14 protein-coding genes are annotated in these 20375 nt (G+C 66.2%); 10 read left to right on the top strand and 4 right to left on the bottom strand.

Annotation, left to right across the window (positions count from 1 at the left end):
• Window positions 1-33: 33 nt before the first annotated feature.
• Window positions 34-2514: a PD-(D/E)XK nuclease family protein gene (locus tag K320_RS0114345; RefSeq protein ID WP_029696189.1), complete on the top strand. Its 2481-nt coding sequence runs from the start codon at window positions 34-36 to the stop codon at window positions 2512-2514.
• A complete protein-coding gene (locus tag K320_RS0114340; protein ID WP_024539521.1) occupies window positions 2514-5885 on the top strand; it encodes a UvrD-helicase domain-containing protein in 3372 nt (1123 codons plus the stop codon). Before K320_RS0114345 ends, K320_RS0114340 begins: the two co-directional genes overlap by 1 nt.
• On the opposite strand, the gene K320_RS0114335 is transcribed toward K320_RS0114340, so the two are convergent.
• The 3 genes from K320_RS0114335 to K320_RS0114325 all read right to left on the bottom strand — a co-directional run bounded on the left by K320_RS0114335 (window position 5882) and on the right by K320_RS0114325 (window position 10659).
• The gene (locus K320_RS0114335) at window positions 5882-9877 is read right to left on the bottom strand and encodes an NACHT domain-containing protein (protein ID WP_024539520.1); all 3996 of its coding nucleotides are present in this window, start codon (window positions 9875-9877) and stop codon (window positions 5882-5884) included. The two genes, K320_RS0114340 and K320_RS0114335, sit on opposite strands and share 4 nt — an antisense overlap.
• 79 nt (window positions 9878-9956) lie before the next feature.
• Window positions 9957-10394, bottom strand: coding sequence for a putative toxin-antitoxin system toxin component, PIN family (locus K320_RS0114330; RefSeq protein ID WP_024539519.1), 438 nt, complete (start codon window positions 10392-10394; stop codon window positions 9957-9959).
• 7 nt (window positions 10395-10401) lie between these two features.
• Window positions 10402-10659 carry a type II toxin-antitoxin system Phd/YefM family antitoxin gene (locus K320_RS0114325; RefSeq protein ID WP_024539518.1) on the bottom strand — a complete coding sequence of 86 codons (258 nt, stop codon included), beginning with the start codon at window positions 10657-10659 and terminating at the stop codon, window positions 10402-10404.
• Window positions 10660-10755: 96 nt separating this feature from the next.
• Between K320_RS0114325 and K320_RS0114320 the strand changes: the two genes are divergently transcribed.
• Complete coding sequence (locus tag K320_RS0114320; RefSeq protein WP_024539517.1) at window positions 10756-12123, top strand: TIGR03862 family flavoprotein; 1368 nt, start codon at window positions 10756-10758, stop codon at window positions 12121-12123.
• Between the two features lie 46 nt (window positions 12124-12169).
• Window positions 12170-13147 (top strand): chemotaxis protein, encoded by a 978-nt coding sequence (locus K320_RS0114315; RefSeq protein WP_024539516.1) that lies wholly within the window; start codon window positions 12170-12172, stop codon window positions 13145-13147.
• 10 nt (window positions 13148-13157) lie between these two features.
• Here the strand turns inward: K320_RS0114315 and fabI are convergent, their stop codons facing one another.
• Complete coding sequence (gene fabI / locus K320_RS0114310) at window positions 13158-13958, bottom strand: enoyl-ACP reductase FabI (protein WP_024539515.1); 801 nt, start codon at window positions 13956-13958, stop codon at window positions 13158-13160.
• Between the two features lie 44 nt (window positions 13959-14002).
• Here fabI and K320_RS0114305 point away from each other — a divergent pair, with 44 nt between their 5' ends.
• The 6 genes from K320_RS0114305 (at window position 14003) to K320_RS0114280 (ending at window position 20353) form a co-directional block, all read left to right on the top strand.
• Window positions 14003-15802, top strand: coding sequence for an extracellular solute-binding protein (locus K320_RS0114305; RefSeq protein WP_024539514.1), 1800 nt, complete (start codon window positions 14003-14005; stop codon window positions 15800-15802).
• A 64-nt stretch (window positions 15803-15866) separates the two neighbouring features.
• On the top strand, window positions 15867-16904 hold the full coding sequence (locus K320_RS0114300; protein ID WP_024539513.1) for a microcin C ABC transporter permease YejB: 1038 nt from the start codon (window positions 15867-15869) through the stop codon (window positions 16902-16904).
• A gap of 63 nt (window positions 16905-16967) precedes the next feature.
• A complete protein-coding gene (locus tag K320_RS0114295; protein WP_024539512.1) occupies window positions 16968-17291 on the top strand; it encodes a hypothetical protein in 324 nt (107 codons plus the stop codon).
• Window positions 17288-17716 carry a type II toxin-antitoxin system VapC family toxin gene (locus K320_RS0114290; RefSeq protein ID WP_024539511.1) on the top strand — a complete coding sequence of 143 codons (429 nt, stop codon included), beginning with the start codon at window positions 17288-17290 and terminating at the stop codon, window positions 17714-17716. Before K320_RS0114295 ends, K320_RS0114290 begins: the two co-directional genes overlap by 4 nt.
• Window positions 17709-18752, top strand: coding sequence for an ABC transporter permease (locus K320_RS0114285; RefSeq protein WP_024539510.1), 1044 nt, complete (start codon window positions 17709-17711; stop codon window positions 18750-18752). The genes K320_RS0114290 and K320_RS0114285 overlap by 8 nt, the downstream gene beginning before the upstream one ends.
• Window positions 18749-20353, top strand: a complete 1605-nt coding sequence (locus tag K320_RS0114280; protein ID WP_029696187.1) for an ABC transporter ATP-binding protein — start codon at window positions 18749-18751, stop codon at window positions 20351-20353. The genes K320_RS0114285 and K320_RS0114280 overlap by 4 nt, the downstream gene beginning before the upstream one ends.
• Window positions 20354-20375 lie beyond the last annotated feature (22 nt).

Genomic DNA, 20375 nt, shown 5'->3' with positions numbered 1-20375 from the left:
ATGGTTGCTATTGAAATTGAAGCTGACGGTGCTTTGGCGCCATCGCTTTCAGGCAGCTGGATTGACGGGATTCGGACGCTTGCGGCCGAGCGCGGCGTGCACCTGGCGCGCACCGTGGTGCTGCTGCCCTACGCCAATCTGCTGGCACCCGCGCGCGCCGAGTGGGCGCGGCGCTTCGAGGGCTTTGCGCCGCGCTTTGAAACGACGCACAACTGGGCGCAGCAGGCCGATCTGTTCCTGCCCGGGCCGGACGACCTGCGCTTTGACCACGGCCGCGACTGGCTGACCGCGCAGACCCTGCTGGAGCGCGCGGGCCTGGGCAGCCAGCGTGCCCTGCTGGCCGGGCGGCTGGTGGAGCAGGCGTTGCAACTGGCGCCGCTGGCCAGCGCCCGTGCACCGGCGCAGCGCGCCGACTGGCTGGCGCAGGTCGCGGGCGTGCTGCCCGCCGTGGCCGATGGCGCCTTGCGGCTGGAGGCGGCCGTGGCGCGCATCGCCGCCAGCTGGGCTGCCACCTCGGCCTATGCCAGCGACGTGCTGTTTGCGCCGCGCGTGCTGCGCGGGGTGGAACTGCTGCTGATCCTGCCCGGCCTGCAGCACGAGCCGCTCACGCAGGCGCTGGCGCGGCACTGGGGCGACCAGGCCGTGACGCTGGCGCATCCACCCCAGGCGCCGCAGGGCGCCATCGCGCTGCACGAAGCGCACGACGCCGAAGACGAGGCCGGGCGCGCCGCCGCCTGCGTGCTGCGCCATTTGCGAGAGGGCCGCGCGCCGGTGGCGCTGGTGGCGGGCGACCGGCTGCTGGTGCGCCGCATCAACGCCTTGCTGGCGGCGCAGGGCGTGGCATTGCGCGACGAGACCGGCTGGAAGCTCTCCACCACGCATGCGGCCGCCAGCGTGGCGGCGGCGCTGCACGCCTGCGCGCCCCGCGCCGGCAGCGATGCGGTGCTCGCCTGGATCAAGCTGGCGCCGGTGTTTGCCGGGCTGGATCACCGCGCGCTGGAGCACCGCTTGCGCAAGGACGCGGTGCGCCATTGGCACCAGGCGGCGCTGCTGCCCGAAGGCGGGCCGCTGGCGGCGCAGGTACGCCAGCTCCGCCAGCCCATGCAGGCGGCCCGGCCGCTGGCGGCGTGGCTGGCCGACCTGCGCGCGCTGCTGCAGGGCTGCGGGCTGTGGCCGCTGCTTTCGCAGGACGCGGCCGGGCAGGCGGTGATCGCCGCGCTGGGCCTGGCGGACGAGGCGCTGGCCGAATGGCGCGCCTGGCCGGTGGCGGCGCGGCGCATGCCGCTGGCCGAATTCACGCATTGGGTGGGCGAGGCGCTGGAGGGCGCCAATTTCCATCCGCCGCACCCGGCCTCGGCGCAGGTGGTGGTGCTGCCGATGGCGCAACTGCTGGGGCGCAGCTTTGCGGCGCTGGTGCTGCCCGGCGCCGATGAACAGCACTTGCCCGCCGCGCCCGAGCCCGCCGGCCAATGGAGCGCGGCGCAGCGCACGGCCCTGGGTCTGCCCACGCGCGCGCAGTTGCAGCAGGAACAGGCGCAGGCCTTTGCGCTGGCGCTGGCGGTGGCGCAGGTGGATCTGCTCTGGCGCCGCGCCAACGACAGCGGCGAGGCGCTCTCGCCATCGCCGCTGGTGCAGGCGCTGCGGCTGGCGCAAGTGCTGCCCATAGGCACGGATGCGCGCAGCGCCCGTACCGTGGAAGCCAAGCCCACGCTGCGGCCCGAGCCCACAGGCGCGCTGCTGCCGCTGCAGCCGCTCAGTGCCAGCAGCTACGAACAGTTGCGCGCCTGCCCCTACCGCTTCTTCGCGCTGCGCCAGCTGGGCCTGAGCGAGGAGGGCGAGCTGGACGTGGACATCGACAAGCGCGACTGGGGCAACTGGGTTCATGCCGTGCTGCGCGGCTTTCATGAGGCGCTGCGGGCAGCACCGCAGGCTGACCGGCTGGCGCTGATGCAGCAAGCGGCCGAGGCCGTCACGCAGGCCCAGGGCCTGGCCGACGAGCCGGGCGAATTCATGCCCTTCGAAGTTGCCTGGCCGCGCCTGCGCGATGCCTATCTGTGCTGGCTGGCAGAGCACGAGGCGGGCGGCGCGGTGTATGCGGATGGCGAAAAGGCCTTCGACGTGCGCCGCGGCCCCTTGCAACTGCGCGGGCGCATCGACCGCATCGACCAGCGGATGGACGGCACCGAGCTGCTGATCGACTACAAGACCGAGGCGCGCGACAAGACCAAAAAGCGCGTCGAATCGGGCAGCGAGGAAACGCAGCTGCCCTTCTACGCGCTGCTCTCGGGCAGCGAGGCGCCGCGCGCGGCCTACCTCAACCTGGCCGAGCGCGAGGAGCCCAGGATGTTCGAGGTGAAAAACCTGCAGCAGCTCGCCGCCGACCTGCACGCCGGCATGGCGCAGGACGTGCAGCGCATCGCCGCCGGGGCGCCGCTGCCGGCGCTGGGCGAGGGCAGCGTGTGCGACTGGTGCGAGGTGCGTGGCCTGTGCCGCAAGGATTTCTGGGTGAATTGATGCAAGAAGCTGCCTACCACCACAACGGCGCCCCCTGCACCCCCGCGCAGTTCTACGCCATCGCCTGCGACCCGCGCCGCAGCGTGGTGGTCGAGGCCTGCGCGGGCGCTGGCAAGACCTGGGTGCTGGTTTCGCGCATCCTGCGTGCGCTGCTGGCCGGCAGCGCACCGCATGAAATCCTGGCCATCACCTTCACCAAGAAGGCCGCCGGCGAGATGCGCCAGCGCTTGCTGGAATGGCTGCGCGACTTTGCCCAGCCGCGCCCCTTTGACGCCGCCAAGGGCCAACCCGCCGAAACCGGCGCCGAATGGGCGCAGCGTTTGCAGGATGAGCTGGTTTCAAGGGGAATCGGCCCTGAGCCCGCGTCGATACAGCGCGAGCAGCTACAAAATTTATACAAAGCAGTGCTCAGCCAGGGCCGCCCGGTGGAGATCCGCACCTTCCACAGCTGGTTTGCCGCGCTGCTGCGCGCAGCGCCCCTGCAGGTGCTGCAAGACCTGGGCCTGCCCGCCAGCTACGAACTGCTGGAAGACGACGCCGACGCCGTGGCCGAGGTCTGGCGGCCGTTTCTGCGCCAGGTGGCCGCGGATGCCAGCCTGCAGGCCGACTACGCCGCGCTGGTCGGCGCGATGGGGCGTCATCAGGCACACAAGGCGCTGGAGGGCGCGCTGGAGCGGTGCGTGGAGTTTCTGCTGGCCGATGCGGCGGGCAGCGTTGCACCAGCGGTCGAACCATTTGGTGTGGTTTACCCGCGCATGGCAGGCGTGGCGCAGCCCAGCGACTGGCTGCTGCAGCGCGCGGCGGGCCGCGCCCTGCTGGAGGATGCGGCGCGCGCCCTGCTGCCTGCCGCCAAGACATTCGCAGCCTGCGGTCAGCAATTGCTGGATGCACTGGCAGCCGGGGGGTTTGATCAGGTGCAGCAGGCCTTGCTGACCCAGAAAAATGAGCCGCGCAAGTTCAGCGAGAAGGTGGCCGGCCTGCCAGACGTGCGTGCCGCGCAGCACGAATTGCTTGCCGTTCTTGCCGCAGACCAGCAGCACCAGGCCTGGCAGCACCAGCAGCGCATGGCTCGCCTTACCCGCGCCCTGGTCGCCTGCTTTGCCGACTTGAAGCGCGAGCGCGGCTGGGTGGACATGAACGACATCGAGCGCGCCGCGCTCACCCTGTTGGCCGACCATGAGCTTTCCGCCTGGGTGCAGGAGCGGCTGGACGCGCGCGTGCGCCACCTCCTGATCGACGAATTCCAGGACACCAACCCGCTGCAATGGCAGGCCCTGCGTGCCTGGCTGGCGGGCTACGCGGGCAGCGGCGGCGGGCAGCAGGCGCCCAGCGTCTTCATCGTCGGCGACCCCAAGCAAAGCATCTACCGCTTTCGCCGTGCCGACCCCACCATCTTTGCCGCCGCGCAGGATTTTGTGGTGCAGGCCCTGGGCGGCGAGCGCCTGGCCACCGACCACACCCGGCGCAACGCACCCGCCGTGCTGGCGGGCGTGAACACCGTCATGGCGCAGGCGCAGGGCGATGGGCAGTACCAAGGCTTTCGCGCCCACAGCACCGAATCTCTGGATGCCGGAACCATCGAAGCCTTGCCGCTGATTCCCCGCGCCAAAGTCGCCAGAGATGCGGGGGACGACGCACCCGAATGGCGCGACACCCTGACCCAGCCGCGCCAGGAAGCCGAGGAAACCCTGCGCACGCTGGAATGCCGCCAGGCCGCGCGCTGGATCGCCGCGCGCATCCAGGCCGGCGTGCGGCCCAGCGACATCATGGTGCTAGCGCGCAAGCGCGAGCCGCTGGGCGTGCTGCAGGCCGAGCTGCGCCATCTGGGCATCGCCTGCGAGCAGCCCGAAAAGCTGCGCCTGGGCGAGCAGCCCGCCGTGCAAGATGTGCTGGCCCTGGTCGACGCGCTGCTCTCGCCCGGCAACGACCTGGCGCTGGCGCGCGCGCTCAAGTCGCCGCTGTTCGGCCTGGCCGACGAAGACCTCGCGCGCCTGGCGCTGGCCGTGCGCGCCGCAGGCGATGCGCGCCCCAGCTGGCTTGACGTACTCCCAAAAACAGAGCTGCCTGCGAAGAACAGCCAAGCGCTGCATGCCGATTTGATGCAATGCCACCAATGGCTGCTGAGCCTGCCGCCGCACGACGCGCTGCAGGCCATCTACGACCAGCGCGACGCCCTGGCCCGCTTTGCCGCCGCGGCGCCCGCACCCGAGCGCGACCACGTGCTGGCGCAGCTGCGCGCCCTGCTGCACGCCGCGCTGACGGTGCAGGGCGGGCGCTTTGTCAGCGCCTACCAATGGCTGCGCGCCATGCGCCGCGAACGCATCCCCGTGCCGCGCCACGCCGCGCCCGAGGCCGTGCAACTGCTCACCGTGCACGGCGCCAAGGGCCTGGAGGCCGATGAGGTGCTGCTGCTCGACAGCGCCTCGGGCCTGCCCGTGCGCGGCGACCCCGCCGTGCTGATCGACTGGCCCGCCGAGCAACCCGCGCCGCAACGTTTCGCCTTCCTCGCCAACGGCAACCAGCCCGCCCCCAGCCTGGCCGAACTCGCCGCCACCGAGGCCGCCGCCGGCGCGCGCGAGGAACTCAACGCCCTGTACGTCGCCATGACCCGTGCGCGCCGCCGCCTGCTGCTCTCCGGCGTCGAGCCGCACCGCGCGCCCGCCAGCAGCTGGTGGCAGCGCATCGAACCGCTGGCGCAGACGCTGGACGCTCCGGCTGCGGCGCAAGCCACGCAGTCGCCAGACCAAACCTTCACGCTCCCGGTCTTACCCCCTCTCCCCTTGGGAGAGGGCAGGGGTGAGGGCTCGGCGCTTGATTCAACCCCAGTCGGTGACAATCAAAAAGAGTCTGCAGCGCTTGATGAACAAGCGCTGGCAGCTATAAATAAAGCAGTTGACGCCGACACCGAAACCTCCCGCATCGGCCAGGCCATGCACTGGCTGCTGGAGCACGCCGGCGACATCCCCGCCGGCTGGCTGCCCCAGCGCGTGCCCCAGGCCCAGCGCCTGTTCGCGCTCGGCGCCGGCCCGATGGCGCATGCCCAGGCCATGGCCCGCGCCATCCTCACCGGCGAAGCGGCCTGGGCCTGGTCAGAAGGCGAAGTGCTGGAAGCATTCGATGAAGTCGAACTGATCCACCAGGGCGAGCGCCTGCGCATCGACCGGCTGGTGCGCCGCCGCGCCAGCGCCCACGGCCCGGAGGCCTGGTGGGTGCTGGACTACAAGAGCGCCGCGCATCCCGAGCGCGATGAAGCGCTGCAAGCGCAGCTGGAGCGCTATCGCGCTGCTGTGGAGAGTCTGTATCCGGGGCAGGTGGTGCGGACGGCGTTTTTGAGTGGGGAGGGGCAGGTTATCCTAGGTTCGTCTTCTTAGCCTGTCCGTTCGAGGTCGAGCACCAAAATGTCGATTCGGCCCTGGCGCGCGGCATGCGATCGCTCGCAGAGCATGTTGCGAAGCGCGTCCGGTGTGGTGGGGGTGGGCTGGTCAAGCAACCCTTTGAGCCGCTTGTTTTTCGGCACCGATGCACCGAACCAAAGCACGAGGTAAATTCCGTGGTGCTGCGCCTGCCAGTCCGATGCGTACAGCCGGTTCAATTGGGCGTCTGCTGCCGTCCACAGGCTAGCGTGCCATTGCCCCTTGATTTCGATGGGCAGCCGCAAGCCATTCACGGCGCAAGTGATATCCACTTCTTTGTCCGACGCGACATGGGTTTCTGGCTCCAGGTGGATGCTTCTATCGCCCTGCCGCAGCAGCCCGAGCAGATGGTCGCGACAGCGCTCCTCGCTGTGCGGTTCTTGATTGCTGTCATTGAAGAAACCTCGCCACGATTCGGCGTCGTCACTTTTGATCTTGGCTTGAACGACTGCCAGCTCTTCCAGCATGAACGCCTGCAAATCCTTGATGTCGGCGGGTGCGCTGTTCGTCACGACGGCTTGGATTGCGGTCAAAGTTTGTGGTTGGTAGCTGGAGTCCACCAAGGCTTGCTGTTGCTCGGCCATCACGATCTTGATTCGTTCCGTGTAACTGTCTTCCAACGCATCACGCAATCCCCCAAGCACTTGTCTGGATTCACTGCCCAGGTCGTTTCCGAGTCGGCTGATCATGCCTTCAAGAAACCTGCAGGCATCCCATGGGTTGGTATCTCCGACCGAAACACCTGCTGGGTGGGAGGCGCGTGGCCACAAGCCGCGGAAGTTGGAAATGACCCAGCCCACTTGTCCTGGAGTCAGCGTGATGGCGTGCGAGTTCGTGCGTTCACGTTTGATGCGTGCCCGGAGGTCCCAAAGCAAGTCCCGGTCAACGGTCGCGGAAGAAAGCATTGCTGCTGCTTGTTCAAAGTCAACCAGCAGTCCAACGGCAAGCCACAACCTCCGCCGGTTTGCGTCGGATGTCTGATGACGTTGCGGCCACGCTGAACGAAGTGGCTCAAATGCCTGCGAAGCGAACAGGCGATCCACGATTTCCATCTCGGCCATGACCGGCATCTCAGGGAATCGCTCGAGCCATTCGATCGCCAACTCCGTTGCAGGCTGCGCAAATGCGTCATTGCGCATCACGTCATAGAGCTCGTGCACGCTCCTATCCGAGTGGTTGAGTTGGGGCTCCACCCGCAGTTGAATGCCTTGTTTCCACAGGCCGCGTTGTAGTGCGTACAGGGCGATCGTGTCATCGAAGTCACCGGTACCGCGATAGTGCCCCAGTGCGGTCTGATAGATCGCGACGAATCCTTTGAGGATGCAGTCGTCGCCCAAGTCATCGAACCCCAGGTTGAGCCGCACGCGTTCAGCAATTCCTGCTGCGAGCACGGTGCAGGCATTCAAGATTTTGCTGTCCGCGAGAGCGTTAACAATTTCTTTGACACCAGGAAACAAGGCAGGTTGATGCAGCGCAGCTTCGAACCCTGCCAGTGCCGCATCCGAAAGATCTTCCCCCAGCATTGACGTTACTCGACCAACAGGCTCTTCGTCACGGTACTCGTGGAAGAACCCCAAATAACTTTGAGCCGGAGCGATCAGGCAGTTGATCTCTCCGCTGCGCATCGCGTCGGCATGCGGGGCGTATGACGCCTTGACTTTCGCCAGTCTTTGTAAGCGCTCCGTACGGTGTTGTTCCTCTTTTGCCTCTCGCTCAATCTGCCATTGCGGCTTGATCGGAAACGGCAGAGCGTCGATCCAGGCCAATAAGTCGGGCCGGTCAGAGGCGAACGGACGAGCCGCGTTGCGCACTGCCGCGCCGGCGGTGGCGTCATGGTGGGTCAATCGGACGATCGATTGCCAGTAGCCGGCCGGGGTGTGAGTGGGATCGAGCGCTCCAAGGAGCGCGATGACGTCTGATTCGGAGAACGCGAGACCAGCGACGCATTGCCGGACCTCCCACACGGTTCGCCACAATTCTTCAGAAGCATGCCCCTGAAGAATTGCTTCCGCCTGGATGGCTTGGCGGATGGCGTCGTTCGCTCGGAGATAGTTGTTTACAACGTTGTGGTTGTCGTCCTGATATCCGCTCGCGCCTTGAAAAGGTTTAAGCCAGCGCCACAACTGCTCAGCCTCGACACTCCTAGTCTTCAGTATGCGAGCGATCAGGTGGTAGGCAAAGTCCTCCATGATGGAGGCAGGTGTATCTATTGCGCCATGTGAGTCGCCCTGTGCGAGCAGCGCATCAGATAGCAAGTCCAGCACACCAGCGATGCGTTCAGGTGGCAAGCGTCGTTGCAGCATGAACAGAGGAGCAGCAATTCGCTGATGCGCTGCCAGCGCACGTGTTCGCGCGGTTTCCACGATCTGCTGATCAGTGAAGCGCGCGTAATCCAGGTTGTTCAGCAGTTCCATCGCCAGGCGGGTCGAGTCCTCACCTCCGACCGCACGCAACGTATCCACCATCGTTGGCCAGTCTTTGTCTGGCGCGATGGCGATCAGCGCTTCGCTAGCAGCACTGCGCGACGCATACCACTCGTCTTGATCCAGCGCGATGCGCCACAGCTCAGTGGCGAAGGAAGATGCGTGCCGGTCGTCGCGTAGAGATTGAAGAAGCAATAGGCGCAGTCCAAATGGCGTCGCTCTAGTGTTGATCAGTGATCTGACTTCATCGCGCAGTTCTGGTTGTAGGAGCGCGGGAACCCGAACGTCTTTCGAGGGCAGAAGGGCTGGGTTTCGTTTCGCCAGTTCAGTCAACGCGGCGAGCAGCAGGCGCGCATTGCGGAGTGCGAGGTTGTCTGAGTCTCCGTATTCGATCAACCCAATCGGGTCGGCGCGGATGACACTCTCGGTCAGGACTGGATTGGCGGCCAACCAAGCATGAAAGCCGCGCAGAGCCGACGGCACACCGCTAGGCCCTTGCACGATTGCAAGCAGCCTTCGGCGCTGCCGGTCGGTGCTGCACTTGCGTGCGAGCCATCGTGCGGCTACGTACTCTGCGATGCTGCGGTGGAGATACGTGAATCGGTCAGCACCTGACGCAACGAACAATCGGGTATCGAGCACGGCATTGAGTGCTGTGCGAGGTACGAGGCGGTCGAGTTCTGCGATGGGTATAGCGCCATCGTTGTGACTGGCTGCACGGCGCGAGATGGCCTCGCAGCCGGTCAGGAGCAGCGCGGCGCAGGCGGCACCAGCGGATTCTATGGTGTCGACAGGTGCAAGTTGGCGCTCTGCTTTTTCATCCCGGTGCTCTTGCGACAAAAGGGTGATCGCTCGGTCAAAAAGTTCTGTCTTGCTTTCTGGGAGTGGGCCGGCGCGCGCCACCTCCGCAACCATCGTCAAGGTCTGTGGATTGCCCAACAAGGCTTCAAGGTTCCGTGTTTTCAGGTGCTTCTGGATGTGCTCGGCCTCTGTTGGGCCGACACGCGCGTTGAGAAAAATGCGTGCCTCGTTATCGTCAAACGGCAACAGATGCAGTTCAGCGGTGCCGACGCCGTAGTGCTCCTCTATGGCCGATTTGGATAACGCTGAACGCCAATCTGCCACGCGGCACGAAAGGATGAACCTCGGATAGCCCGCCTGTGCGAGTTGTTTCAGGACGGCGTCCACGGACTCGCCATCGCGTGAGGTGCTGAGTTCATCCAAAGCGTCGATCACCAGCGTGTTGGTGCCGTTGAGCAGTCGCGATGGATCGGAGGTTGTGGTGAGTTTTCGTGCCGAACAGAAGGCATATCCGGCAGTTTCCGCCAGCCATTTCAGCAAACCCGTCTTGCCGGCTCCCGCTTCGCCCAGTATCACCAGAGGGGTGATGAAGTCTGGCAGCGCGTCTTGGCTGGTGACTTCATTGCTTCCGTCCGCTCGCTCTTGCCGAAGACGCCGTGGAATCACGGTTTCTGGTGTCTCCGGGTCGGGCTGTTGCTGTGCGCGCGATAGCAGTGTTGAGATCATGTCGATGTACAGGGCGCAAAACTGAAATCGAGTTTTGGTGTCTCGCGATCCAGTTGGCCGGGGAGCCTCATATTTCTTGCTATTGGGGCTCCAAAGGCGAAGCCAGGAACTGCGCCGGCGACAAAATCGGCAGCCCGTGGCTGCCCTCAAAAGCCTCATGCAACACCAGCAGGTCCCGATCGCCGCTGATCAGCGCGTGCGCCTCGCCATTGAGCGCAACGTGCAAAAACATGTCGTCCTTGGGGTCGCGGCAGGCGGTGACGCGATGGTGGATAGGCACGATGCGCGCAACGCCGCCCAGCAGGCGCAGGAATTGCTGACGCTCGTCGATCGAGAGGTAGCGGTCAAACTTGGGGCGTGAGAGCACGCGTGCCAGTTCGGCAAGAGTGGCGTCGGACATCAGCAGCACGCCTTCGGCCAGCGCTTTGTCCACTGCGCGCCCGGCCACGCCGCTCGGCACCAGCAGGCGGCTCAGCAGGACGTTGGTGTCGACAACGTAGCGGCGCAGTTCGCGCATGGCTGCGTCAGTCGCCGCTGGTTTCGTCCAGCAACTCCGCCAGCGCTGCATCGTCCAGGCCTTCGCGAGTTGCGCGCTCGCCGATCTGGTCGCAGAAGCGCTGGAATTCCGCGACGTTGAGCCGGGTCAGCCGCTCGTACTCGGCCATCGACAGCACCACGGCCACGTCGCGTTTCTGGCGCTGGATCAGTACAGGCTCGTGCATGGCCGTGTCAAGCACGCTGGCAAAGGCTTGCTTGGCTTCACTGGCGGGGACGGTGCGCATCTCGGTACTCCATGAATTGACCATCCATTTTGGACGAAATATTCAAAATGGACAAATCAGACACAATCGCAGCATTTCTTTGATTGCACTGCAACCATGTTTCCCGCCGATCTTCATCCCGTCGCAGTCATCGGCGCCGGCCCCGCCGGCCTGATGGCGGCCGAGGTGCTGTCGCGCGCCGGGGTGGCGGTGGCGGTGTTCGACGCCATGCCCTCGGCGGGGCGCAAGTTTCTGCTGGCCGGGCGCGGAGGCTTGAACCTGACGCACTCCGAGCCGCTGACACCTTTCATCAACCGCTTTCGCCAGGGCGACGGCGAGCCGGGCGCGGCCGACGCGGTGGCCGGCTGGCTGCGCGACTTCGGTCCGCAAGCGGTGCGTGACTGGGCGGCGGAGTTGGGCGTGCAGACCTTCGTGGGCAGCTCTGGCCGCGTGTTCCCGACCGAGATGAAGGCCGCGCCGCTGCTGCGCGCCTGGCTGCAGCGGCTGCGCCACCCCACGGCGCCGGGGGCGGCGCCGGTGCGCTTTCACATGCGGCACCGCTGGGTGGGTTGGGGCGCGAATGCTTTCAATTCGATAGCTGCTTGCGCAGACCAGTCAAGCGATATTGGTCTGTTTTGCTTTGAGACTCCCGTCGGTGCCATCACCGTGCAGCCGCACGCGGCGGTGCTCGCGCTGGGCGGCGCAAGCTGGCCGCGCCTGGGCTCGGACGGCGCCTGGGCGCCCTGGCTGGCGCAGGCGGGGGCGGATGTGGCGCCGCTGGCGCCGGCGAACTGCGGCTTCGACGTGGGCTGGTCGCCCTACCTGGCCGAGCGCTTTGCCGGTACACCTTTGCGGAACGTGGAGCTGTCGTTCACCGACAGCCGCGGCCGGCGCTTTGCGCGCCGCGGCGAGTTCGTGCTGACGGCCACGGGCGTGGAGGGCAGCCTGATCTACGCCGCCAGCAGCCTGTTGCGCGACGAAATCGCCGCGCGCGGCCAGGCCACGCTGCACCTGAACCTGCTGCCGGGCCGCACCAGCGAGCAGGTGGCGGCGGCGGTGGCGCACCCGCGCGGCAGCCGCAGCCTGTCGTCGCACCTCAGGAGCCGGCTCGGTCTGCAGCCGGTGCATGGCGCGCTGCTGCATGAGTTGCTTTCGGCCGAGCAACTGCATGCGCCGGCGCAGCTGGCGGCCGCCCTGCAGGCGCTGCCCGTCACACTGCGGGCGCCGCGGCCGGTGGCGGAGGCGATCAGCAGCGCGGGTGGGGTGCGCCTTGCCTCGCTCACCGCCGATCTGCAATTGCGCGCCGCGCCGGGCATTTTTTGCGCCGGCGAGATGCTGGACTGGGAGGCGCCGACGGGCGGCTATCTGCTGACGGCCTGCCTGGCCAGCGGCGTGCGTGCGGCGCAGGGGGTGCTGCGGCACCTGCGCGACGGCCAGGGGCAATCCGGCGTTGCGGATGCCCCCATCGCGGCGGGCGGCTTATAGAATGGTTGCAGTCTGCACTGCAGCAGGCAGCAGAGGATGACCCACCATGGCAAAACACCAGTCCGACGTCGATGAACGCACCAATCTGGCCGGTTCGAACAAGTTCGAGATGCTCATGTTCCGCCTGGGCAAGGACAACGCCCTGGGCCAATCCGAGCTGTTCGGCATCAACGTTTTCAAGATCCGCGAGATCATGGCCATGCCGCAGATCACGCCGGTGGTGGGGGCGGACAAGCTCTCGCTCGGCGTGGTCAACCTGCGCGGGCAGGTGATTCCGGTGTTTGACCTGCCCGCCATCGTCGGCTGCAAGCCCGAGACGGGGCTCAACATCCTGCTGGTGACGGAGTACGCCCGCTCGGTACAGGCCTTCGCGGTGGAATCCGTCGAGGACATCGCGCGCCTGAACTGGAGCCAGGTGATTCCGGCCGAGGCCAGCGGCAATGCCAAGTCGTTGGTGACGAGCTTTGCGCGGCTCGATCCCGATGCCAATGGCAAGCAGCACCTGGCGCAGGTGCTGGACGTGGAGGCCATCGTGCAGATGGTCACGCCGGAAAGCGACCGGCACACGGTGCAGGGCAAGAAGCTCGGCGCCAAGCTGCAGATGCGCGGCGATGCCATCGTGCTGGCGGCCGATGACTCCTTTGTCGCGCGCTCGCTGCTGGAGCAGGAGCTCAAGGCGCTGTCGGCCTCCTACGAGATCGTGAAATCCGGCAAGGAAGCCTGGGAGCGGCTCAACGCGCTGTTCGAGGTGGCCGAGGAAGAAGGCAAGAGCATTTCCGACAAGGTCGGCCTGGTGCTGACCGACCTGGAAATGCCCGAGATGGATGGCTTCACGCTCACGCGCAACATCAAGCAGGATCCGCGCTTCGCGCGGCTGCCGGTGCTGATCCATTCCTCGCTCTCGGGCACGACCAACGAGGATCTGGTGCGCAAGGTGGGGGCAAACGGCTACGTGGCCAAGTTCGAGGCCACCGAGCTGGCCAATGCCATCCGTGGCGCGGTGGCCGCCAGCGCGTCTGCCTGACCGGGGCGCTCTACACCTGGTCGGCGGAGAGGCCGGCCGTCTGGCTGAAGCCGCCGTCCACGTAGGTGATCTCGGCCGTCACGCCGCTGGCCAGGTTGCTCAGCAGAAAGGCGGCGACGTTGCCCACGTCTTCTATCGTCACGTTGCGTCGCAGTGGCGCGGCGTCGGCCACGCGGCCCAGCAACTTGCCGAAATCCTTGATGCCGCTGGCCGCCAGTGTCTTGATCGGGCCCGCCGAGATGCCGTTCACGCGGATCGCGCGGCCGTCGGGCGTGCGGCCCATGGCCTCGGCCAGATAGCGCACGCTGGCTTCCAGACTGGCCTTGGCCAGACCCATGGTGTTGTAGTTGGGGATGGTGCGCAGCGCGCCCAGGTAGGTCAGCGTGAGCAGCGCGGATTGGTCGTTCAGATACGGCAGCGCCCCCTTGGCCAGCGCCGCAAAGCTGTAGGCGCTGATGTCGTGCGCGATGCGGTAGTTCTCACGCGAGAGACCGTCGAAGAAGTTGCCCGCGATCGCCTCGCGCGGCGCAAAGCCGATGGAATGCACCAGGCCGTCGAACTGGCCCCAGGCGGCGTGCAAGTCGGTAAAGAGCCGATCGATCTGCGCGTCATCGCCCACGTCGCAATCGAACACCAGCCTGGAATTGAAATCTGCGGCAAATTCGGTGATGCGGTCCTTGAAGCGCTCACCCACGTAGCTGAAGGCCAGCTCCGCCCCCTGCTGGTGGCAGGCGCGGGCGATGCCGTAGGCAATCGAGCGGTTGGACAGCACGCCGGTGATGAGCAGCTTCTTGCCTGCGAGAAAACCCATTGTCGTTCTCCTGAATCGGGTTCGGGGTAATGCAGAATTGTCGCATGCGAGGTTTGCGACGATTCCTTCTGTTGGCGGTGCTGGTGCTGGCCTTGCCCGTGCGCGCCGACTACGCCTATGCGCTCTGGGGCGATGTGAAGGAGCCGGCGGATTTCACGCATTTCCCCTATGCGAACCCGGATGCGCCCAAGGGCGGCACCTTGCGCCTGGTGAGCAATTCGCGCGCCTCCACCTTCGACAAATACAACCCCTTCACCATCCGCGGCAGTGCGCCGGCGTACCTGAGCGCGCTGATGTTCGATACGCTGCTCACCGGCTCGCTCGATGAGACGGCGACTGGCTACGGGCTGCTGGCCGAGGACGTGAGCGTCGCGCCCGATGGCCTGTCCGCCACCTTCCGCCTGCGGCGCGAGGCGCGCTTTCACGACGGCAAGCCGGTCACGGCGGAGGATGTCAAATACACCTACGAGACGCTGATCGGCCCCTACGTCTCGCCGGGCTACAGGACCATGCTCTACGAGGTGGACGGCTGCGACGTGCTGGATGCGCGCACCGTGCGCTTTCGCTTCAAGGCGCCCAACCGCGAGCTGCCGCTGACGGTGGGGGGGCTGCCCATCTTCAGCCGCGACTGGGGCGCGGGCAAGACCTTCGACCAGGTGGTGATGGACACGCCCATCGGCAGCGGGCCGTACAGGATCGGCCCGGTGAACTTCGGCAAGGACATCACCTACGTGCTCGACGCTGACTATTGGGCGCGCGATCTGCCGGTTCGGCGCGGCACGGCCAATTTCGGCCGCATCGAGGTCAAGATCTACAAGGACAACACCGCGCGGCTGGAGGCGCTCAAGGCCGGCGAATTCGACCTGATGCGCTTCTTCAGCGCCGGCGACTGGGCGCGGCGCGTGAACGGCAAGCGCTTCGATACCGGCGAACTGGTGAAGGCCGAGTTCAAGAACAAGCTGCCGACCGGCTTTCAGAGCTATGTGCTCAACACCCGCCGCCCGCAGCTGCAGGACCGGCGCGTGCGCGAGGCGCTGGGCCTGGCGTTCGATTACGAGTGGATGAACCGCCAGCTCTTCTACGGCGCCTACCAGCGCGTGCATGGCCTGTTCGGCAACACCCGCTGCGAAACGCATGGCGAGCCCACCGCAGCGGAACTGGCCTTGCTCGATCCCTGGCGCGCCGAGCTGCCCAAGGCAGCGTTCGGCCCCATGGTGGAACCCCCGGTGACCGAAAGCCCCATGGTGTTGCGCGAGCATCTGCGGCAGGCGCAAAAACTGCTCAAGGAGGCCGGCTGGGAGGTGCAGGACGGTGTGCTCAAGAACGCGCAAGGCGAGCCCTTCGTGCTTGAATACATGGACAGCAGCGAGGGCGGCGTGCGCACCATCTTCTCGTGGCAGCACAACCTGGCCAAGCTGGGCATCGCGCTGAACTTCCGCTCGGTCGATTTCGCGCTCTACCAGCAGCGGCTGCAGAAGTTCGACTTCGACATCACCACCATCGCCTTTCAGGGCACGAACAACCCGGGGCAGGAGTTTGCCGATCTGTTTGGCAGCAAGGCGGCCGATCAGGAAGATTCGGGCAATTTCGCCGGGGTGAAAAACCCGGCGGTGGACGCGATGATCCAGGCCATGGTCTCGGCCAAGTCGCTGGCTGGGCTGCTGCCCGCCTGCCACGCGCTCGACCGCATCATGGCCGCCGAGTACTACCTGATTCCGCAATGGTCGGCCAGCACGCACCGCATGGTGTACGACGGCTGGCGCCTGGCAAAACCCGACGTGGTGCCGCCGTACTCGCCGGGGGAGATGTGGGCGGTGGATACCTGGTGGTCGAAAAAACCATAGCTGCTTGCGCTTGCTGCATAAGCGATTGAAGGTGTTTTTGCTTGAAAATGAATAATGTGACGCCATGACCGCCTACATCCTCAAGCGCATCCTGCTCATGCTGCCCACGCTGCTGGGCGTGCTGCTGCTCACCTTCGTGGTGATCCAGTTCGTGCCCGGCGGGCCGGTGGAGCAGTACCTGGCCGAGGCCAAGGCGGGCATGGCCGGGCAGGGCGGTGGGGGCGAAGGCGTGGGCATGGCCTACCGTGGCGCGCAGGGGGTGGACCCGGGGCGCCTCGCGCAGATCAAGAAGCTCTACGGCTTTGATGAGCCCGCGCATGTGCGTTTCTTCAAAATGCTCGGGCAGTTTGCGCGTTTCGACCTGGGGCGCAGTTTTTTTCAGAACAAGGACGTGTGGCAGCTCATCAAGGAGAAGATGCCGGTTTCGATCAGCCTGGGGCTCTGGACCTTTTTCATCAGCTACCTGGTGGCGGTGCCGCTGGGCGTGGCCAAGGCGGTGCGCGCGGGCTCGCGCTTCGACCTGGCAACCACCATCCTGATCCTGATCGGCTACGCCATTCCGGGCTTCGTGCTGGGCCTGGCGCTGCTGGTGATTTTTGGCGGGCAACTGCAGTGGTTTCCGCTGCGCGGGCTCACGTCCAGCAACTGGGAGGAGCTGACCTGGGGCGCGCGCATCGTCGATTACCTCTGGCACATCACGCTGCCGGTGATCGCGATGGTGGCGGGCAGCTTCGCCGTCACCGCGATGCTGACCAAGAACGCCTTCCTGGAAGAAATCCGCAAGCAGTACGTGCTGACGGCGCGCGCCAAGGGCCTGTCTGAGCGCCAGGTGCTCTACGGCCACGTGTTCCGCAATGCGCTCATTCCCATTGTCACCGGCTTTCCATCGGCCTTCATCGGCGCGTTTTTCACCGGCTCGCTGCTGATCGAGACCTTGTTCTCGCTCGACGGACTGGGGCTGCTTTCGTACGAGAGCGTGATCCGGCGTGATTACCCCGTGGTGCTGGGCACGCTGTACCTGTTCACGCTGATCGGTCTCGTGACCAAGCTGATCTCCGACCTGTGCTACGTCTGGGTCGATCCGCGGGTGAAGTTTGATTGAGCGCCGTGCAGCCCGTTCGTTTGTCATACAATGCAAGACAAATAAAGTCCAAGGAGTTCCGTGATGCGGGTCAACGCACGTTTCGAGGGTGAAGCCGAGCAGCAGCTCAATTACCTGGCCGAGGCGACCGGCCTGGGCGTGAGCGAGGTGCTGCGCACCAGCGTTCAGCACTATTACGAGCAGATGCGCGCACAGCGTGTGGGGTTGACGCACTTTGCAGCCTTTGTCGGCAAGGGCCGCAGCGGCCGCAGCGATGTGGCGGGCCATTACAAGGCGCGGCTGGCCGAGGGCTGGAGCGCCAAGCACCAGGGCCGGACGCCCGCGGTGCATGAGTCTGATCCAGTGTCCTTCGCCGCTGGTGCCCCGGCTGCCAAAGGTGGCGCGTGATCATCGCCGACGCGGGTTTTTTCTACGCGCTGGCCGATGCCGACGACGCCTGGCACGCCCGAGCGGCGCGGGCGCTTTCCACACAGGAGGAAGGCTGGGTGACCACCTGGCCCGTGCTGACCGAGGCCACGCACCTGATCACGCGCTGGATCGGCACCGATGCAGCGCACGCCCTGCTGCGCGACGTGGCGGGCGGGGGCATTGCCGTGTGGCAGTGGGACATGCCGCAAACCGAGCGACTCGCGCACCTCATGGAGCGCTACGCCAGCCTGCCCATGGATCTGGCCGACGGCTCGCTGGTGCTGCTGGCGGAGCACCTGGGGCACGGGCGCATCCTGACCACCGATGAGCGCGATTTCGGCGCCTACCGCTTCAAGAGCCGCGAACCGTTTCAGAACCTGCTCGCCGAAGGCGCCCATGGCTGACGCGCCCGCATCCAGCCTCTCGCCCACGCGCCGCGCCTGGCTGCGGTTCAAGCGCAACCGGCTGGGCTATTGGAGCCTGGTCCTGTTCTGCGCGCTCACGCTGGTGAGTCTGGGCGCGGAGCTGGTGAGCAACGACCGCCCGATTCTTGTGCGCTACGACGGCCAGTATTACCTGCCGATGCTGCACGACTACCCGGAAACCACCTTCGGCGGCGACTTCCAGACGCCCACCGACTACCTTGATCCGTATGTGCGCGAGAAGCTTTCGGAAAACGGCAACTGGGCGCTCTACACCCTCAACCCCTATGGCGCCAACACGCTCAATTACTTCGCCAAGTCGCCCAACCCGTCCGGCCCCTCGCGCGACAACTGGCTGGGCACGGACGACCGCGGGCGCGACCTGCTCGCGCAGCTCATCTATGGCTTTCGCGTGAGCGTGCTCTTCGGCCTGGCGCTCACGGCGGTGGGCGTGGTGCTGGGCATCCTCGCCGGGGCGGTCCAGGGCTTTTTTGGCGGCAGGATCGATCTCACCTTTCAGCGCTTCATCGAAATCTGGGGTTCGATGCCAGAGCTGTATCTGCTCATCATCTTCAGCGCCATCTTCGCGCCCAGCATCGCGCTGCTGCTGGTGCTGCTTTCACTCTTCGGCTGGATGGGCCTTTCGGACTACGTGCGCGCCGAATTCCTGCGCAACCGCCAGCTCGATTACGTCAAGGCGGCGCGTGCGCTGGGGGTCAGGAGCGGCGCCATCATGTGGCGCCACATCCTGCCCAATTCCATGGTGCCGGTGGTCACCTTTCTGCCGTTTCGCATGAGCGGGGCGATTTTGGCGCTCACCTCGCTCGACTTCCTGGGCTTGGGCGTGCCCCCCGGAACGCCCAGCCTGGGCGAACTGCTGAGCCAGGGCAAGAACAACATCGATGCCTGGTGGATTTCCATCTTCACCTTTGCGGTGCTGGTGGTCACGCTGCTGCTGCTCACCTTCATGGGCGATGCGCTGCGCGACGCGCTCGATCCGCGAAAGGCCGACCAATGAACGCGCCGGTGCTGTTGCAGGTGCAGGATTTGCGCGTGCGCTTTGGCGACAAGGAAGTCGTGCACGGCGTGGATTTCGAGATTCGCGCCGGCGAAAAATTTGCGCTGGTGGGCGAATCGGGCTCAGGCAAGACGGTGAGCGCGCTCTCGCTGCTGCGCCTGGCGGGCGAGGCGCACATCACCGGGCGCGCACTGCTGGAGGGGCGAGACCTGCTGCAGCTCTCCGAGCGCGCATTGCGCGGCGTGCGCGGCAGCAGCGTGGCGATGATCTTCCAGGAACCGATGACGGCGCTCAACCCCTTGATGACGGTGGGCGCGCAGGTGGCCGAAATCTTGATGCTGAAACAGGCGCTGACGCGCACCCAGTCAGCGCAGACAGCTATCGAATTGCTGGCAAGCACGGGCATCCCCGAGCCGGCGCGGCGCGCCGCCAGCTTTCCGCACCAGATGTCTGGCGGGCAGCGCCAGCGCGCCATGATCGCCATGGCGCTGGCCAGCCGCCCCAAACTGCTGCTGGCCGATGAACCGACGACGGCGCTGGACGTGAGCCTGCGCGGCCAGATCCTTGATCTGCTGTCCGATCTGCAGCGCCAGACCGGCATGGCGGTGCTTTTGATTACGCATGATCTTTTGATGGTGCGCCGCTTTGCCGATCGCGTGGCGGTGATGGAGCAGGGCCATCTGGTGGAGGGCGGCGGCACGGCGCGGATTTTCGAGGCGCCCGAGCATGCCTACACCCGCCGGCTCATCGCCAGCACACCGCGGCGCGACGTGGTCGAAGGTGCACCGGAAGGCGGCATCGCGGTGCGGGCGCAAGGGCTGCGGGTGGGCTATCCGGTGCCGCTGCCGGGTGTGCGCGGCTGGTTTCGCAAGGGGGAATTCGTTGCGGTCAAGGGGGCGGATTTCCGGATTCCCGCAGGACGCACGCTGGGCGTCGTGGGCGAATCCGGCTCGGGCAAATCCACGCTCGCGCAGGCGCTGCTGGGGCTGCTGCCCAGCACCGGCCAGCTCATGGTGGCGGGCGATCAGTGGCATCAGCCCGCGCAGCACAACAGTGCCCACAACCAGGCCTTGCGCCGGCGCGTGCAGGTGGTGTTCCAGGACCCGTTCTCGTCGCTCTCGCCGCGCCTCACGGTAGAGGAAATCGTCGGCGAGGGGCTCAGGGTGCATGCGCCTGAACTGCCCGAGGTCGAGCGCCGCGCGCGCGTGCTGGCGATGCTCGCCGACGTCGGCCTGGCAGAGGCCCAGTTCCCCGGCCTGCTGGCGCGCTATCCGCACGAGTTTTCCGGCGGCCAGCGCCAGCGCATCGCGGTGGCGCGCGCGCTCATCGTCGAGCCCGAACTGCTGGTGCTGGACGAGCCGACGAGTGCGCTGGACGTGACCATCCAGCAGCAGGTGCTGCAACTGCTGCAGCGCCTGCAGAAGGAGCGGGGGCTGGCCTATCTGCTCATCACGCACGACGTCGCCGTGGTGCGCGCGATGGCGCATGAGGTCATCGTCATGAAGGAGGGCGAGGTGCTCGAATCGGGCGACTGCAGCCAGGTGCTCGATCGGCCGCGCAACCCCTACACGCGGCGGCTGGTGGAGGCGGCGGCGGGGTGAGGCAAGGCTGAACCAGCCCCGG

The organism is Comamonas badia DSM 17552 (assembly GCF_000484635.1).
GTDB lineage: Bacteria > Pseudomonadota > Gammaproteobacteria > Burkholderiales > Burkholderiaceae_C > Comamonas_C > Comamonas_C badia.
Note: the sequence above shows the minus strand (reverse complement) of the source record. Positions and strands in the feature narration are given on the sequence as shown.

What these genes read in the sequence shown, in the direction of transcription:
- K320_RS0114340 (WP_024539521.1), top strand. Translation starts at nt 2,514, where the DNA reads ATGCAAGAAGCTGCCTACCACCACAACGGCGCCCCCTGCACCCCCGCG.
- K320_RS0114335 (WP_024539520.1), bottom strand. Translation starts at nt 9,877, where the DNA reads ATGATCTCAACACTGCTATCGCGCGCACAGCAACAGCCCGACCCGGAG.
- K320_RS0114330 (WP_024539519.1), bottom strand. Translation starts at nt 10,394, where the DNA reads ATGCGCGAACTGCGCCGCTACGTTGTCGACACCAACGTCCTGCTGAGC.
- K320_RS0114325 (WP_024539518.1), bottom strand. Translation starts at nt 10,659, where the DNA reads ATGCGCACCGTCCCCGCCAGTGAAGCCAAGCAAGCCTTTGCCAGCGTG.
- K320_RS0114320 (WP_024539517.1), top strand. Translation starts at nt 10,756, where the DNA reads ATGTTTCCCGCCGATCTTCATCCCGTCGCAGTCATCGGCGCCGGCCCC.
- K320_RS0114315 (WP_024539516.1), top strand. Translation starts at nt 12,170, where the DNA reads ATGGCAAAACACCAGTCCGACGTCGATGAACGCACCAATCTGGCCGGT.
- fabI (WP_024539515.1), bottom strand. Translation starts at nt 13,958, where the DNA reads ATGGGTTTTCTCGCAGGCAAGAAGCTGCTCATCACCGGCGTGCTGTCC.
- K320_RS0114305 (WP_024539514.1), top strand. Translation starts at nt 14,003, where the DNA reads ATGCGAGGTTTGCGACGATTCCTTCTGTTGGCGGTGCTGGTGCTGGCC.
- K320_RS0114300 (WP_024539513.1), top strand. Translation starts at nt 15,867, where the DNA reads ATGACCGCCTACATCCTCAAGCGCATCCTGCTCATGCTGCCCACGCTG.
- K320_RS0114295 (WP_024539512.1), top strand. Translation starts at nt 16,968, where the DNA reads ATGCGGGTCAACGCACGTTTCGAGGGTGAAGCCGAGCAGCAGCTCAAT.
- K320_RS0114285 (WP_024539510.1), top strand. Translation starts at nt 17,709, where the DNA reads ATGGCTGACGCGCCCGCATCCAGCCTCTCGCCCACGCGCCGCGCCTGG.
- K320_RS0114280 (WP_029696187.1), top strand. Translation starts at nt 18,749, where the DNA reads ATGAACGCGCCGGTGCTGTTGCAGGTGCAGGATTTGCGCGTGCGCTTT.